At 63.9% G+C, this 14,048-nt stretch carries 11 protein-coding genes; 9 read left to right on the forward strand and 2 right to left on the reverse strand.

All coding sequences use genetic code 11. The features are described 5' to 3' along the window. Positions 1 to 64 precede the first annotated feature (64 nt). Positions 65 to 859, reverse strand: coding sequence for an NRDE family protein (locus tag C6W88_RS03000; protein ID WP_108131403.1), 795 nt, complete (start codon positions 857 to 859; stop codon positions 65 to 67). 121 nt (positions 860 to 980) lie between these two features. Between C6W88_RS03000 and C6W88_RS03005 the strand changes: the two genes are divergently transcribed. From C6W88_RS03005 to C6W88_RS21575, 8 genes are all read left to right on the forward strand, one after another. After that, positions 981 to 2,198 (forward strand): response regulator, encoded by a 1,218-nt coding sequence (locus C6W88_RS03005; protein ID WP_108131404.1) that lies wholly within the window; start codon positions 981 to 983, stop codon positions 2,196 to 2,198. Then, positions 2,198 to 2,986 carry a sulfite exporter TauE/SafE family protein gene (locus tag C6W88_RS03010; RefSeq protein ID WP_108131405.1) on the forward strand — a complete coding sequence of 263 codons (789 nt, stop codon included), beginning with the start codon at positions 2,198 to 2,200 and terminating at the stop codon, positions 2,984 to 2,986. Before C6W88_RS03005 ends, C6W88_RS03010 begins: the two co-directional genes overlap by 1 nt. A 121-nt stretch (positions 2,987 to 3,107) precedes the next feature. Further along, positions 3,108 to 3,911, forward strand: coding sequence for a prolipoprotein diacylglyceryl transferase (gene lgt, locus C6W88_RS03015; RefSeq protein ID WP_108131406.1), 804 nt, complete (start codon positions 3,108 to 3,110; stop codon positions 3,909 to 3,911). A gap of 222 nt (positions 3,912 to 4,133) precedes the next feature. Beyond that, the gene (locus C6W88_RS03020; RefSeq protein ID WP_108131407.1) at positions 4,134 to 4,973 is read left to right on the forward strand and encodes a thymidylate synthase; all 840 of its coding nucleotides are present in this window, start codon (positions 4,134 to 4,136) and stop codon (positions 4,971 to 4,973) included. Next, complete coding sequence (locus C6W88_RS03025; protein WP_108131408.1) at positions 4,970 to 5,533, forward strand: dihydrofolate reductase; 564 nt, start codon at positions 4,970 to 4,972, stop codon at positions 5,531 to 5,533. The genes C6W88_RS03020 and C6W88_RS03025 overlap by 4 nt, the downstream gene beginning before the upstream one ends. A gap of 206 nt (positions 5,534 to 5,739) precedes the next feature. Continuing rightward, entirely contained in the window at positions 5,740 to 7,251 is a 1,512-nt protein-coding gene (locus tag C6W88_RS03030) for a ProQ/FINO family protein (RefSeq protein ID WP_231498464.1), read from the forward strand. A gap of 518 nt (positions 7,252 to 7,769) precedes the next feature. After that, positions 7,770 to 8,921, forward strand: coding sequence for a porin (locus C6W88_RS03035; protein WP_108131409.1), 1,152 nt, complete (start codon positions 7,770 to 7,772; stop codon positions 8,919 to 8,921). A gap of 102 nt (positions 8,922 to 9,023) precedes the next feature. Further along, on the forward strand, positions 9,024 to 10,193 hold the full coding sequence (locus tag C6W88_RS21575; protein ID WP_108131410.1) for a hypothetical protein: 1,170 nt from the start codon (positions 9,024 to 9,026) through the stop codon (positions 10,191 to 10,193). Positions 10,194 to 10,418: 225 nt separating this feature from the next. Here C6W88_RS21575 and C6W88_RS03045 read toward each other — a convergent pair whose 3' ends face one another. Further along, positions 10,419 to 11,864: a catalase gene (locus C6W88_RS03045; RefSeq protein ID WP_108131411.1), complete on the reverse strand. Its 1,446-nt coding sequence runs from the start codon at positions 11,862 to 11,864 to the stop codon at positions 10,419 to 10,421. Between the two features lie 186 nt (positions 11,865 to 12,050). On the opposite strand from C6W88_RS03045, the gene C6W88_RS03050 reads away from it, so the two are divergent. Next, positions 12,051 to 14,030 (forward strand): sensor domain-containing diguanylate cyclase, encoded by a 1,980-nt coding sequence (locus C6W88_RS03050; protein ID WP_308812403.1) that lies wholly within the window; start codon positions 12,051 to 12,053, stop codon positions 14,028 to 14,030. Positions 14,031 to 14,048: the final 18 nt, after the last annotated feature.

Genomic DNA, 14,048 nt, shown 5'->3' on the forward strand with positions numbered 1-14,048 from the left:
GCGAGGCAGCGGCCGTCAAGGATGGCCGCGCGCCTTGGCATCTCGCAGCGTGGCCAGCGACGCTTCAGCCGTCTCGGTCGATGGTCAGCGCCAGCCGGGTCTCGCCCTGAGGCCGCCCGCCCGGGCCAAAGCGCCGTTCCGAGATGTCGAAACGCTCGCCGTTCACGTCGCGGTGCAGCGTCAACTCGCTGGTGGCACGGGTGCCGTAGTCGTCGCCGACGATAAAGGCCGGTGACAGGAAGCGTTCGAGCTCCAGCCCCACGCCGGTGTCCGGCAGGCTAGCGTCCGGCGCCGGGTGGCGGTCGAGGAAGCCCTGGCGGGCGTTTGCCAGGGAGGCGTGTCTGGCCTCGGCGATGTCTTCGGCCAGGGCGTTGCGCACCTGGACCAGCTTGGGCCAAGGGGTATCCAGAGAGGCGTTGGACAGGCCGTGCACTCCGGCCTCGACCGCCTGCAGTGCGCAGCCGTGGCGATGCCGCTCGAGGTGCCAAAGCCGCTTGCCGTCGCCGATCAGCAGATTGAAGCCACCGTAGCGCAATGCCTCGCCCGCACTCTGGCATTCGAGCCAGGCCTCGAGGTCATCGGTTTCGAGGCCACGGCGCACCAGCAGGCCGCGGCTTTCGCTCGGTTGCGGTGGTATCAGTTCCGGGTCGCGAACATTGGTGATGGCGGCGAAGCGGCCGCGACGATGGATGCCGAGCCAGGTCCCGCCGGCCTCGAGGTCGCGACCGGCGACCAGTCCCGGGGCGTCCGGCCAGGCGGCCAGGGGCGCGGTGGGGCGCGCGTGGACCTCGTCGCGGTTGGCGATCAAGGTGATCGGCCGCGCACTGTCCGGGGCGAAGTGAAAGGCAATCAGGCACATGGGCGCAGCGTAGCCGGATTTTCTGCCCAGGGGAATCCGGGGAGAGCCTGCAACTGTGCCACCATGACAGGCTGCGGCCGGCAACGTACACTCTTGGCTTCTTCATTCAACAGGATGGAAGATGGAAGGCGACGATAGCAGGGATCGCTTTTGGCGCAGGCTGGTGATTCCCATCCTGTGGCCGGTGGTAGCCGCCCAGGGGGTGCTGCTGGCGCTGTGTCTGGTGCTGGGCGCCTCGCTGCACTGGCTGATGCCCGCCGCCGCCGGCTGGAGCACCACCCTGTGGATCGTCATGGGTCTGCTGGTGGGCACCACGCTCAACATCCTCGTCTTCCTGGTGCTGCTCAAGCATCGCCTATCCCGCGCTCAGCGTGACTTCGACAGCCTGCTCGAACGGGTCGAGAGCCAGTTGTCGCCACAACTCGATGGGCGGCACGAAGCCCCCTCGCCGGAAGACTCGCTGATGGAGCGAGTCAGGTGGCTGCTCGAGGCCATCGACGCTCGACCGAAGGCAGGCCAAAGACGGCGCGGCAGTCCGCCTGACGTCGAGAGCGGTGATGCGGTTTGGCTCGAAAGCCAGGGGGAAGTCAGAGCAGATATCGGAGTAGATAGCCGAGCAGATAGCCGAGCAGATAGCCGAGCAGAGAACACGCCGGATTCGCTGGGCGAGCCCAGCGACTGGGAGCACGAAAGCCGGCGCCTGGCCGCCGCGCTGTCCCGCGCCAGAGAAGAGTCGCGTCTGAAGTCGAGCTACCTGAGCCACGTCGGCAAGGCATTGGCACCCTTGATCGCCGAGCTCGATCAGCTGATCAACCGGGCCGGCGACGGCGCCGAGCCCGAGGCGTTACGCCGACTGAGCGATATTCGCCTGTTGCTCGACAACCTCGAGGACGGCACCGACACGGCGCCTGTGGCAGAGCCTTCCGAGTCATCGGCCGACGAAGCGACACCCAGGGTGCTGATCGTCGACGACGGTCCGGTCAACCTGATGCTGGCGCGGGAGGTTCTCGAGCGCCGAGGCGTCGAGGTGGTGACCGCGACCCGCGGAGAGGAAGCGCTGGAGCGGCTGGCGGCGGTTGCCGTCGATCTGGTGCTGATGGATATCGTGCTGCCGGATATCGACGGCGTCGAGACCTGCCGTCGTCTGCGCGCGATGGAGGCGGCGGATTCGGGCCGCCCGCGTGCGGTGGTGATCGCCCTGACCGCCAATGCCAGCGACCAGGACCAGGCGCGCTTTCAGCAGGCCGGCATGGACGCCTGGCTGGCCAAGCCCTATCGTCCCCAGGCGCTGCTCGAACTGCTCGATCACTGGTTGCCGCTGCCGACGAGGTCGGTCTGATGCTGGCGTCCCTGGTCTCCTATCTGGCGCTCGGCACCGCGGCGGGCTTCCTGGCCGGTCTCTACGGCGTGGGTGGCGGGCTGATCATCGTGCCCAGCCTGATGACGGTATTCGCGCTGCAACAGGTGTCCGGCGAGGTGGCCATGCACCTGGCGGTGGGGACCTCGCTTGCGACCATCGTGATCACCGGCGCCTCGTCCGCCTGGGGCCACTTTCGCCGGGGCAGCATTCGGCGTGACTGGCTGGTAGCGCTGCTGCCGGGGCTGGTGATGGGCGCCGTGCTTGGGGTGTTCGTTGCCGGCGCCCTGTCGGGCGGCCTGCTCGGCACGCTGTTCGGCGTCTTTCTGCTGCTGGTCGCCGCCAAGCTGGTGCTGGGGCGCTCGCCCAAGGCGGGGCGTCAGGCCCCCGGGCGTGGCAGCATGGTCGTCGCCGGCGGTGTCATCGGAGGTGTCTCTGCCCTCTTCGGTATCGGTGGGGGGACACTGAGCGTTCCCTGGCTGATTCGCTGCGGTGCCAGCATGACCCAGGCGGTCGGTACCTCGGCGGCCTGCGGAATGCCCATCGCCCTGGTCGGCGCGGTGACCTTCATCGCCGTTGGCCTTGGTGATCCGCGACTGCCCGATGGCGCCTTCGGTTTTGTCATGCTGCCGGCGCTTTTGGGGATTGCCCTGACCAGCGTTCCCTGTGCGCGGCTTGGTGTGCGACTGGCGCATCGGTTGCCCGCTCGGGTGCTCAAGCTGTCGTTCGCGCTGTTGCTGACGGTGGTGGGGCTCGGCTTCCTGCTGTAGCGAACCGTCGCCGCCGCTTGCTGTCCTATTGCCGCTGTGGCGTTTTTCTGGCGGTCATCCGCTTGTATAGCGCTACGTTACTCTCTGGTCACCTCGGTCACTTTCAGGAAATCTACCGACTATGCTGTCTTATCCCCAGATCGATCCCGTTGCCATCTCGCTGGGTCCGCTCCAGGTCCACTGGTATGGACTGATGTACGTGGTGGGCTTTGTCGCTGCCTGGTGGTTGGGCTGTCGACGCGCCCACCGCATCGGCCTGACCCGGGACGACGTGGGCGACCTGCTGTTCTACGCCGCCCTCGGCGTGGTGCTCGGTGGACGCCTTGGCTACGCGCTGTTCTACGGGCTGGATCAGTGGCTCGCGGACCCGCTGTGGATCGTCAAGGTGTGGGACGGCGGCATGAGCTTCCATGGCGGCCTGCTCGGGGTGTTGCTGGCGGCCTTGCTGTTCGCCCGGCGCAAGAACCTGGCGTTCTTCACCCTGACCGACTTCGTCGCGCCGCTGGTGCCGATCGGCCTGGGGGCCGGGCGCATCGGTAACTTCATCAATCACGAACTGCCGGGCCGCGTCACTGACCTTCCCTGGGGCATGCCGTTCCCTGGCTACGGCCCCGAGCCGCGCCATCCTTCCTCGCTGTACGAGGCGCTGCTCGAAGGCCTGGTACTGTTCGTGGTGCTGTGGTGGGTGTCGAGCACACCGCGACGTCGCGGCCTGGTCTCTGGTCTGTTCCTGTTGATCTACGGCTTGAGTCGCTTCGCCGTGGAGTTCGTGCGTCAGCCGGACCCGCAGCTTGGCTTCATTGCCCTTGGCTGGGTCACCATGGGCATGCTGCTTAGCCTGCCGATGATCCTGTTCGGCGTGCTGTTGGTGGCCTGGTCTCGCCGCCAGCCGATGGATGTCCGTACCGCGCCTGCGGCCGACTAGGCGCTGACGATCCGCCGATGCATGATGCGGCCGCCTTGGCCCGGCCCGGTTGGTCATGCCCGAGAGGCTGCGTCACGCCGACAGGGCCCCGGTGGCCGCGCCAAGCTGGCCGCGCCAAGCTGGCCGCGTCTGGTATCGAAGCATGCCGAGCAGTACAATTGCCGGTTTTTCTGGTTTCGAGAAACCGTCCCGAATCCGTCACGACCAAGCGAGTGAATCCCGATGCCTGTTGATAGCGCTGCCGAAGCCACCGACCTCCCCGCCCTGGAGCAGCCGTATCTGGATTTGATGCGCAAGGTGCTGGACGAAGGGGTCGAGCGTGACGACCGCACCGGCGTGGGCACACGCTCGATCTTTGGTCATCAGATGCGCTTCGATCTGTCCCGCGGCTTTCCGTTGGTGACCACCAAGAAGCTGCATCTGCGGTCGATCATCCATGAGCTTCTGTGGTTTCTGAAGGGCGATACCAATATCGCCTACCTCAAGGAAAACGGCGTGCGTATCTGGGACGAGTGGGCCGACGAGAACGGCGACCTCGGCCCTGTCTATGGCTATCAGTGGCGTAGCTGGCCGGATCCTCGCGGTGGCAGCGTCGATCAGATCGAGACACTGCTCGACCAGCTTGCCACCAACCCGCGCTCACGGCGGCTGATCGTGTCCGCCTGGAACCCGGCGCTGGTGGACGAGATGGCACTGCCTCCCTGTCATTGCCTGTTCCAGTTTTACGTGGCCGACGGCAAGCTGTCCTGCCAGCTCTATCAGCGCAGTGCCGACATCTTCCTTGGCGTTCCCTTCAATATCGCAAGCTACGCGCTGCTCACTCGGATGATCGCCCAGGTGGCGGGTCTTGCCCCCGGTGATTTCGTTCACACCCTGGGGGATGCCCACCTTTATCTGAACCATCTCGAACAGGCCGAGTTGCAGCTGAGTCGAACGCCCACCCGGGCGCCTCGCCTGGAGCTGGAGCCGTCGGTGGATAACCTGTTCGACTTCCGTTTCGAGCACATCAGCATCCACGACTATGAACCCCATCCCCATATCAAGGCCGAGGTAGCGGTATGAGCAGCGCCGACAATGCGAGCGAAGGCCAGGATCTGGCGAGGCTCGACACCTTCGTGCCGGTGGCGATGATCGCCGCCATGTCGCGTAACCGGGTCATCGGGGTCGACAACCAGCTGCCCTGGTACCTGCCGGAGGACCTCAAGTTCTTCAAGCGCATGACCCAGGCCAAGCCCCTGGTGATGGGACGCAAGACCTTCGAGTCCATCGGCCGTCCGCTGCCTAACCGGCTGAATATCGTGGTCACCCGTGACACCTCCTTTCATCACGATGGCGTCAGGGTCTGTCACGACCTGGCCAGCGCGATCGAACTGGCCGACAGTCAGGCCACCATCGAGGCCGCCGAAGAGATCATGGTCATGGGCGGGGCTCAGATCTACGCCCAGGCCATGCCGATCGCATCGCGGCTCTATCTCACCGAGGTGGATGTCGATATCGAAGGTGACGCCCACTTCCCGGCGCTTGAAGGCGACTGGCAGGAAGTCGCCAGCGAAGCCGGCTCGCCGAGCGAAGGCCAGCCCGCCTACCGCTTCGTTCGCTACGAGCGTTCAGCCGAGAGCTGAAGCGCCTAATGCCTGGTTGCGGATTTGCGGTAGTCGCCACGGGACGAAATTGGCGTCTTGCAGGTGACACAATGAGCGTCGCCGAGCGGCGACAATTGCGACATCGCAAGCCCTGGCACAGACTGTGGCGACAACCCTGACAACAGCGGGGCGTGACCGGAGTCACCCCTGCAACGCGGCATTTTGCTGAGCCTGGAGGAGTCGACGTGATCGAGACACACGCAGAACACCCGTTGGAGGCGCTCGAGCAACGCACGGCGACGCTATTGGACGGACTGCGTGAAGGGCGTCGGCGCGAGCGTCAGCTGTCCAGCGAGCACCAGCGTATGGCCGACGAGCGCCAGCGCTTGATGGAGGAGTGCGAACGGCTGGCGTCCGAACGAGAGCGGTTGAGCGCTGAGCTGAACGCCGAATTGACCGCCGCCCGAGAACGTCAGCGTGAGCTCGAGTCGCAACTTGGCAGCGCCGTCGAACGCAGCGGTCAGCTCGAGACGGAGCTTGAGGCACTGCGCGCCGAGCGCCAGGCGCTGTTTGAAGAAAACAGCGAACTGACCGAGGAAAATCGCGAACTCGACGAACAGAATCGTGAACTCGAGGCCCACAACGCCAGGCTGCGTGAGCGCGTCGAACATCCCGAAGCCGAGCCTCAGTCCCCCGCCTTTGTTCGTCCCAAGCGACGCGCCCAGGGCCTGGCTGCATTGATGCAGCATCGCCCGCGTCATGCCAGTGGTGATCAGTCAGCCGACGAGACAGACGATCGGACGACTGAACAAGCAGCCGACCAGGCGTCTGACCAGACAGCGGCTCATACAGCCGTTGAGCAAACCGAGCAAGCCGACAAGACATCTGCCGAGCACAGCGGTGAGCAAGCCCCTGTCCAGTCTCCTGAGCAAGCCTCTGACCTGGATGCTGGGCGAGTGGACGGGCCTGCCGGCGAGGTCGCATCGGCTGTAACGGCCAGCGAAGCGTCCCCGGCCCCGTCCACTGACGCGACGGTGTCATCCGACGCCTCTCGGTCGCAGTCAAGCCAACAAAGCCAAGGGGCGCCTTCCAGGGACGCTGACCTCCAGGGTGATACATCCGAAGCGACGGCCTCCGACGAGGCTGGCCGCCAGGGGGATCTGGCCATCGACAAGGCGCCGTCTCCCCAGGCGCTGTTGGGTGAGTGGTACCAGCGCTATGACAAGACCTTCTTCAAGGGCCACACCCGTCCCTTGAAGGTGGGCATCCACGAGGACCTGGCGGCCAGCGAGCCCTGGCCCGAGAAGCTGGTGCGGCGGGCCCTGGCCTGCTACGTCAACCTGCCGCGGTATCTCAAGTCGGTCAGGGAAGGCGCCGAGCGTATCGATCTGCAGGGCGCGCTGGTCGGAGCGGTCGATGCCCAGGCCGCCGAACACGCCAAGCGCAAGCTGGACCGCCTGCAGGCGGAGCAGCAAGGGCGCGGCAAGGTGTCGCAGCGGCGCAGCGGCCAGGGCCGGCGGCGCGCTGGCGCAGGCAAGGGCAATCAACCCCAGGGGGCATCAAAGGCCGACCCGCAGCCCCATCGGGAAGTCGAGAGTGAACAGAGCAGCCGCACGGCGATGTCACAGGGGCGCCCCCCGCATCTCCACCAGCCGCAGAACGAGTCCAGGCACCAGTCTCATGGCCACGACAGCGAGGAGTCGCGGCTACAGCGCAAACTCGACGCCCTGATGGCCCGCCACAATGGTAGTCACTGACCGCGCTCCTTGGGTGTGGTCGTTGTCTGGGCGCTTTATGCCTGGTCCTGATGTGCGGTCCTCAATTGTGCGGTCCTTATGGACGGCCGCCGCCGTTGACGACTGTCGACAGTGTTCAACCCAGCTGACTTGAAAGCGTCACATCAGCGGGGCATGATGTAGTCGCTATGCCCGGCGCAGCACTTTGTGCAGAATCGGTTCGAGGTTAGCGAACAATGTTCGTTAAGTCGTTTTTCCGGTTCCAGCGCTGGCGGCGCCTTCGCAGGGATCGGTGTCGAATCGAGGGGCGGCGGGAACGAAAACAGTGTTTTTTTCTTGTTGCGCTCCTGAGAATCCCGGTATATGGTTGCCCTTGCGAGCATTGGACTATAACAAGGCTTCGCCGCTGTCAGGCTCGCTGCCTCGGTTCCCTGCCAGGAACCACAAGGCCAGAAAAACGAGCCGGCAACGACCGGCAAGCCAAGGCTGCCAAGCGCAGCAACGATCGAAACAGCAAGCTAGTCAAAAGGAACTCAGCAATGAAAAAGACACTGTTAGCGACTGCCATCGCCGGTGCTGCCGCCTTTACCGCCGTCAGTGCCCAGGCCGCCACCGTCTACAACCAAGACGGCACCAAACTCGACATCTACGGCAACGTCCAGCTGGTCTACGCCGGAGTCAAGGATGACGATGGCGAAACTCGTGACGAGATCGCCGACAACGGTTCTACCTTCGGCTTCGCCGCCGAGCACGTCATCTACAACGGTCTGATCGGCTACGCCAAGATCGAAATCGACGACTTCAAGGCCGACGAAATGAAGGTCGCCGGTCGTGATGCAGGCGACACCGCCTACATCGGCCTGAAGGGCAACTTCGGTGACGCTCGCGTTGGTTCCTACGATTCCCTGCTGGACGACTGGATCCAGGATCCGATCTCCAACAACGAATACTTCGACGTTTCCGACTCCAACACCTTCAAGGGTGCTCCGGGTGACGAAGCTGGCGACGCTGACGTTATCGTCGGTGATCCCGAAGGCGACAAGATCACCTATACCTCTCCGGTCTGGGGCGGCTTCCAGTTCGCTCTGGGTACCCAGTACAAGGGTGACGGCGAGTCCGAGAACCTGACCGATTCCGGTGAGGCCTCTATCTTCGGTGGTCTGAAGTACACCTACGGCGGCTTCTCCATCGCCGGTGTCTACGACGATCTGGGTATCTACGACATCGAAGATCAGTCATTCACCTACATCGCTACCGATGTTGATGGTGATAGCGTCACTAACAGTGTAGAAACGGTGGACATCGATAGCGACCTGGGCGACCAGTACGGTGTCACCATGCAGTACCAGTGGGACAGCCTGCGCGTTGCCGTCAAGTACGAGCGCTTCGAGTCCGACAACGACCTGCTGAAAGACGCTGACTACTACGCCATCGGTGCCCGTTACGGCTACCTGGACGGTATGGGTGACGTTTACGGCTCCTACCAGTACATCGACTTCGGTGGCAGCGGCTTCAGCGACTTCGACAGCGCCAACGATGACGAGAACGACGACGACAACCACAACGAGTTTGTTGCCGGCGTGACCTACAACATCTCCGACGCCATGTACACCTACGTGGAAGGCGCCGTGCGTGACCGTGACAACGACCAGGGTGACGGCTACGCCGTGGGTCTGACCTACCTGTTCTAATCCGACAGGTTTGACCCCCTAGCGTTGGAACGCTATAAACGAAAGCCGATCCTCCGGGATCGGCTTTTTTTCTGCTCTCAATCGGCAAGCATGTGAGGATCCATGAAAGACGTCACCCTACCCGCGGCGCTGCTGGCGCTTGGTGTTGCCCTTGCAGGTACCACCGTACAGGCTTCTGACAGTGCCATGACCGAGCGCTTCCGTGAGGAGAACCGCCAGCTCGATCTGACCGGCTTCTTCAAGCCGGAGAGTGACGCCCGCAGCCAGAGCTTCATGTTCGGGTCCCCCCATGCCCATGACTTCGAGGTAGAGGAAGAAGGGGTCTATCGTTTCGAGAGCCGTGTCAGCGCAGGCTATGAAGACAGCTACCAGATCGATGCGGTGCTGATGGACGATGCCGGCAACGTGATCGCTCGGGGCGAGGGCTACGGCCAGGATGGTGGTCTCCAGTTGGAGAGTCGCCTGACACCCGGCAAGTACGAGTTGCAGGTCAAGGGCACCCGCTTTGGTCGACGCGGTCGCGCCGGCGACGGCTACAGCATCGCCGTGGTGGGTCTCGATGATCGTGGTAATCGTATCGAGGTGGATGATGGCACCGGCTTGCAGTTCGTGGGCTCGGATCGTGACGGGAGCCAGAGCGCCTTTGTCACCAGTCGTGACGCCGTGGTTACCCTGGGTAGTCAATCCGGTGCCTCCGGGGCCGCCGCGACTCAGTCTGCCGCAGCCCAGTCCTCCAGCGCAGCAGCGACTTCTGCGTCTGCCTCCTCCGCAGCGGCAGCAGGCGAAGTGGCCTCAAGCGCAGGTGCCTCGGCGGCCACCACGGCGTCCACGGCCGGGGTGGCGGGTTCCTCCTCGGCGGCCGGTGCCACAGCAGGTGCAGCCGCCGGCGCTGGCGCGGCAGCCAGCGTCAGCGGTAGTGCAGCGCGCAGCGATAACCCGGATGAGCGTCAGGTGCAGAGCGTCAAGACCGACGTCAAGATTCGCGCTCGTGGTGAGGTACTGAGCTTCAACGTGGCCGAGCCGAGCAGCGTGCGTATCACCACCTCGACCTTCCCGCCGGGCGACGAAGACACCTATCGCCTGACCATGGAGGTGGCCGATGCCTCCGGGCGTATCGTCGCCGAGGGTGAAGGTCAGGGCTTCAACGGCAACGTCGATCTGACCACCCAGCTGGATCCGGGTATGTACCACATTCGGGTCACCGGTCAGAAGTTCGGCAACGCGCAGGACGGCCCCAACAACTACGAGCTCAAGGTCGTGCTCGACAACTGATATCGCGAGCGACGTATCGTCGCGAGTGGTGACAACAGGACGGGCCCTTCGGGGCCCGTTTTTTGTGCAAGACGTTGGTCTCTGGCCGGTGGGGTCGCCCGACAAGCCGAACGATGCCACCACGGTGGACACAAAAAAATACCCCCGCCTTTAGGCGGGGGCATGGGGACGTGCTGTGACGGGATTGGTCAGCGGGTGGCACTTCTCGCCTGGTGGCAAGATGGGTCAGTCACCGACCCTTGCGATGGCCTCACGGACACCGGCAGCATACTCCGGGTGGCACTTCTCGAAGTGGCCGAGCTGACGCTCCTTGATAAAGTCCGGGACACCCTGCATATGCCGGGCGATATTGCCGAACAGTCGCTCCCGCTGCTCCGGGCTCATCAATTCGAACAGGGCGCGCGGCTGCGAATAATCGTCGTTGCCTTCGCGATGGTCGTAGCGCCAGGCGTCGCCTTCCAGCGGCAGCGGCGGTTCCACTACGCTCGGGTCCTCGGTCGGTCCATCGAAGGAGTTGGGCTCGTAGTAGGCGTCGCCGTTTTGCTCTCCGTTGGCGAAGAAGCGCATCGGGCCGTCCTTGTGGTAGTGGTGGACCGGACACTTCGGCTGGTTGACCGGCAGCGCCTCGTAGTGGGTGCCGAGGCGGTAGCGGTGGGCGTCGGCGTAAGAGAACACCCGTGCCTGCAGCATCTTGTCCGGCGAGAAGCCGATGCCCGGCACCTTGTTGGACGGTGAGAAGGCAGCCTGCTCGATCTCGGCAAAGTAGTTGTCGGCGTTGCGGTTGAGCTCGAAGTAGCCGACCTCGATCAGCGGGTAGTCGCCATGGGGCCACACCTTGGTCAGGTCGAAGGGATTGAACGGCGCCTGCCTGGCCTGTTCCTCGGTCATCACCTGGATAAAGAAGTTCCAGCGCGGGTAGTCGCCGTTTTCCAGGGCGTTGTAGAGGTCTTCCTGGGTGGTCTCGCGGCTCTTGCCCACCACCTGTTCGGCCTCGGCATCGGTAAAGTGCTTGTGACCCTGGGCGGTGCGGAAGTGGAACTTGCACCACACGCGCTGGTTGTCGGCGTTGATCAATGAGTAGGTGTGGGAACCGTAGCCATTGATGTGACGAACGTCGGTGGGCAGGCCACGGTCCGACATCAGCATGGTCACCTGATGCAGTGACTCTGGCGACAGCGACCAGAAGTCCCAGGCCGCGGTGGCCGAGCGCATGTTGGTGCGCGGGTGGCGCTTCTGGGTATGGATGAAGTCCGGGAACTTGGACGGATCACGGATAAAGAACACCGGCGTATTGTTGCCGACCACATCCCAGTTACCTTCCTCGGTGTAGAACTTCAGGGCGAAGCCGCGCACGTCACGCTCGGCGTCCGCCGCACCCTGTTCGCCGGCCACGGTGGAGAAGCGGGCCAGCATCGGCGTCTGGCTACCCGGGGTGAAGACCTTGGCCCTGGAGTAGCGGGTGATGTCCTGGGTGATGGTCAGGGTGCCGTGGGCGCCCCAGCCCTTGGCGTGGACGGTGCGCTCGGGGATGCGCTCGCGGTTCTGGTGAGCGAGTTTCTCGAGAAGCTGGTAGTCCTCGAGCAGCAGAGGTCCACGGGGGCCCGCACTCAGGCTGTTCTGGTTGTCACCGATGGGGGCACCGGCGCTGGTGGTCATTGTCTTGCGGGTCATGTGGCGTCTCCTGCTCTTGGTCTGGTCCGATATAAGGTATAGACCGCTGTCGACGAAGAACAATCGAACCTTTCTATTTCGTTTATAGGAAATGGATGTTTAGCGTTACTATTTATGCTATTCACGATGCATGTAACGTATTTCGCACCACCGCCACCGGCGGTTCGACCCTGAAGGAAAGCCTTCGTGCCCAAGCTGTGCAGATTTGTCGCTTCGCTCTCGCTGCAACTGAGAATGATGACTGGCCTGGCGATGACCTGGGTTGTCGTGGTGACGATCCTGCTGGCGTGGGGCTGGTACACCGGCAAGGACCTGGTGCGTGAGGTGAACTTTTCTCACCTGCGTTACGAGACGCATCTGATCGCCGATGAGGTGACCGAAGAGATCGAGACACGCCTGGCGATGCTTGAGCGGGTGGCGTCCAGGCACCCGAGTGGCGCGTTGCTCGACCCCGGCGGTGGGGTGTTGAAGGACAACAGCGTACTGCTCGAACTGTTCGACGGCCTGGTGGTGTTCGACGGCGACGGCAAGGTGGTCACCGATTGGCCGGTGACACCGGGGCGCGAAGGGCTCGATATCAGCGATCGTGAGTACTTCAGTTTTTTGCGCGAGGTCGGGCGGCCCTACGTCAGTGACCCCATCTATGGGCGTATTACCGGGCTTCCGCTGGTGCTGATGCTGGTGCCGCTGAAGGGCGACGACGGTCGTTTCATGGGGGCTCTGGGAGGCGTAGTCGAAGTTCATTCGGGCGGTATCTTCCGACGCTTGAGCCGGGTCCGGCTGGGTGGCGAAGGCTACGCAGCCGTGTTCAGCGCCTCAGGGCAGGTGCTCTACCACCCTGACCGTCGGCGCGTGATGGGGACGCTGGGAGACCTGTCCCACAACCCGGCCCTGGACCTGGCCCTCGATGGCTGGGAGGGCGAGCGTTATGGACCTACGGTAAATGGCGAAATGACCTTTCAGGCCTACCGGCAGGTGTGGCCGGCGGACTGGATCGTCGGCGTGTTCTTGCCGGAAGGCCAGGTATTGGCGCCCTTGTGGGGCTTGCTGAAACGCCTCAGCTGGGTCGGGGTGGGTATCGCGCTATTGCTGCTGCCGCTTCTTGGCTGGATGGTTTGGCTGCTGCTGCGGCCGCTTTACCAGTTGCAGTCGCAGATCGCCCAGGTAGGCAAGGGGCTGCGTGGGCGCGTCTCGCTGGGTACCGAGATGAAGGAATTGACCCAGGTCGCCGAGGCATTCAATGCCGTGGAGGTCGAGCGAAACCGGGCGCTGAATGATCTGCGCGGACGTCAGGCGTTCCTCGACAGCGTGCTGGCGTCCTCGCCGGTGGGCATGTTCGTGACCGACACCCAGGGGCGCATCACCTACATGAATGACGCCCTGGCCCAGTTGACCGGTCGTACCATGAAAGGGCAGGACCGCTACGGCTGGGTCCAGGCGATCCACGCCGAGGATCGTGATGCGGCGATCGAGCTGTGGCGCTACAGCATGGCCTCAGGGAAGGACTTTCTGCGTCAATACCGCTACTGGCGGGCCGATGGCGAGCTTCTGTGGCTGGAGGTTCACGCCAGCCAGGTCGCCATCGATACCGAGGTGATCGGCTTCGTCGGTACCGTGAAGGACATCACCGCCCGTCGTCAGCAGGAGGCGATACGTCAGTGGGAGGCCGAACACGATCCCCTTACCGGCCTCTTGAACCGTCGAGGCTTCGAGCGTCGCCTCGAGGAGGCCATGGCGGACTGGCGCAAGTTGGCCAAGCCCTCCGTTCTGATGCTGTTCGACCTGGATCGCTTCAAGCCGATCAACGATGAGGGTGGCCATCCGCTCGGTGACGAGATGCTGCGTCGCATCGCTCGGGAAGTCGGCCGCTGTGTTCGCAGCAGCGATCACGTGGCACGCCAGGGCGGCGATGAATTCGCGGTGCTGCTGCCAAGTTGCACACTGGCCCAGGCGCAACGCATCGGCGAGGCCATCCTGGCGGTGATCAACGACACCTGTGTGGTCCACGAGGGGCGTGAATACCATGTCACCACGAGCCTCGGCATCACCGAGTTTCGTGAAGGCGATGCCGATATTCACGCCCCCATCGAACGTGCCGATGCGGCCAGCTACGCGGCCAAGCGCCAGGGGCGCAATCGCCTGGTGGTGGACGAGAGCGAGGCGTAAGGCCGGCCGCACCGACGA

It is taken from the genome of Halomonas litopenaei (genome assembly GCF_003045775.1).
GTDB classification, from domain to species: domain Bacteria; phylum Pseudomonadota; class Gammaproteobacteria; order Pseudomonadales; family Halomonadaceae; genus Halomonas; species Halomonas litopenaei.

What these genes read in the sequence shown, in the direction of transcription:
- C6W88_RS03045 (WP_108131411.1), bottom strand. Translation starts at nt 11,864, where the DNA reads ATGACCCGCAAGACAATGACCACCAGCGCCGGTGCCCCCATCGGTGAC.
- C6W88_RS03035 (WP_108131409.1), top strand. Translation starts at nt 7,770, where the DNA reads ATGAAAAAGACACTGTTAGCGACTGCCATCGCCGGTGCTGCCGCCTTT.
- C6W88_RS03000 (WP_108131403.1), bottom strand. Translation starts at nt 859, where the DNA reads ATGTGCCTGATTGCCTTTCACTTCGCCCCGGACAGTGCGCGGCCGATC.
- C6W88_RS21575 (WP_108131410.1), top strand. Translation starts at nt 9,024, where the DNA reads ATGAAAGACGTCACCCTACCCGCGGCGCTGCTGGCGCTTGGTGTTGCC.
- lgt (WP_108131406.1), top strand. Translation starts at nt 3,108, where the DNA reads ATGCTGTCTTATCCCCAGATCGATCCCGTTGCCATCTCGCTGGGTCCG.
- C6W88_RS03005 (WP_108131404.1), top strand. Translation starts at nt 981, where the DNA reads ATGGAAGGCGACGATAGCAGGGATCGCTTTTGGCGCAGGCTGGTGATT.
- C6W88_RS03025 (WP_108131408.1), top strand. Translation starts at nt 4,970, where the DNA reads ATGAGCAGCGCCGACAATGCGAGCGAAGGCCAGGATCTGGCGAGGCTC.
- C6W88_RS03020 (WP_108131407.1), top strand. Translation starts at nt 4,134, where the DNA reads ATGCCTGTTGATAGCGCTGCCGAAGCCACCGACCTCCCCGCCCTGGAG.
- C6W88_RS03010 (WP_108131405.1), top strand. Translation starts at nt 2,198, where the DNA reads ATGCTGGCGTCCCTGGTCTCCTATCTGGCGCTCGGCACCGCGGCGGGC.